The sequence below is a fragment of the Aliirhizobium sp. YIM B11859 genome (genome assembly GCF_057163345.1).
On record NZ_JBXHAY010000043.1, the window covers coordinates 1 to 1,430 of the forward strand.

General features: G+C 59.4%; 1 protein-coding gene. It reads left to right on the top strand.

The window, feature by feature from the left end; all coding sequences use genetic code 11:
- A partial coding sequence (locus AC2GXZ_RS32525; RefSeq protein WP_483763377.1) for a toxin TcdB middle/N-terminal domain-containing protein occupies positions 1-1,430 on the top strand: 1,430 nt, incomplete at both ends.

A 1,430-nucleotide genomic window follows, 5' to 3' on the forward strand; every position in this document is an offset into this window, starting at 1 on the left:
AAAACGATGGCGACCTATGCGCTTCAGTTCAGCGCGGACGGAGTTGCTGTCGTGGCCTCCGGCCAGTCTATTGCCGGCTCTGGCTGGTCCGGCGACTTCAACGGCGACGGGCTGCCGGACTTCGTGCGCTCGGTGACCGATCTGTCGATCTCCAATGCCGGCTCGGGCAATCCGAACCTGTTGCGCACCGTGACGCTGCAGACCGGTGGTACGGTTGCGGTCGACTATACGCCGTCGACCCGCTGGACCAATGGCTACATGCCGCAGGTCATGCATGCCGTCACCCAGATGCGGGTGAATGACGGTCGGGGCACGGTGGCCACGACCGACTATGCCTATGCCGGTGGTCTTTACGACCCGGTCGCCCGCAAATTCCTCGGCTATAAGACGATCACCATGACCAAGCCTGCCGCAAATGGCGAGGCCTCGCGACCGGTGGTGACGACGACCTACCGGCAGGATCTGGCAAGCTACGGCCTGCCGGCAACCACGGTGTCACGCAACGGCGAGAACACACTCACCAAAACGGTCAATGAGACATATAGCGTCAGGACCACCTACAAGCCCTATCGTGCCTTCAATACGGCGACCGATACGATCCTCAACGAGACCAGTTCGCTGACTCTGCGTACTGACCGGAGTTTTGACAACTACGGCAATATCACATCGATCAGAGATTACGGTCGAACAGACCTGACGGGCGACGAAACCTGGACCGGAACGGCCTATGCCCCCAATCTGACGGACTATATCGTCTCGCTCCCTCGCATTAAGTCGGTGAAGTCTGGTGGCTTCGACAGCACGACCGCTGTAACGGAGCAGCAGGTCAACTACTACTTCGACGACTCTACGGTGAACAACACCCCTCCCACCAAGGGAAACGTGACCAAGCAAAGGTCGTATAAGAATGTTGTAGGCACTGCGACCTACTACAACGAATACTTCACCTACGATCCTGCCAACGGGAATCGCCTTTCACACCAGGACGGTGCGGGAAACCGGACGGAGTGGGATTACGACACGACCTATCACCTGTATCCGGTGAAGGAGCGGGCGCCGAAGTATTTTGCCAATGGCAGCCTTGCGGCCGATACCCGCTTCGTCACGACCTACGCGAACGACAACATCTGCGGCAAGCCGTCGACCAAGACCGACTGGAACGGCTTCGCCGAGACCTATAGCTATGACGTCTTCTGCCGGCCCTATGACACGGTGTATGCCGGAACCGGTGGCTTCACCAAAGTCCGCTACACCAGCGAGGGCAGCCCAACCGCTCAGCGGATCACCGTCTACACGCCAGGTGGCACCGAAAGTGTCGTCACCCAGGTGTTCCAGCAGACCTGGTATGACGGCCTTGGCCGTCCCTATAGCCTCCAGTCTTACGGCGATACGGCAGCCGGTGATCGGCGGGTGACGGAGACAGCCTACGA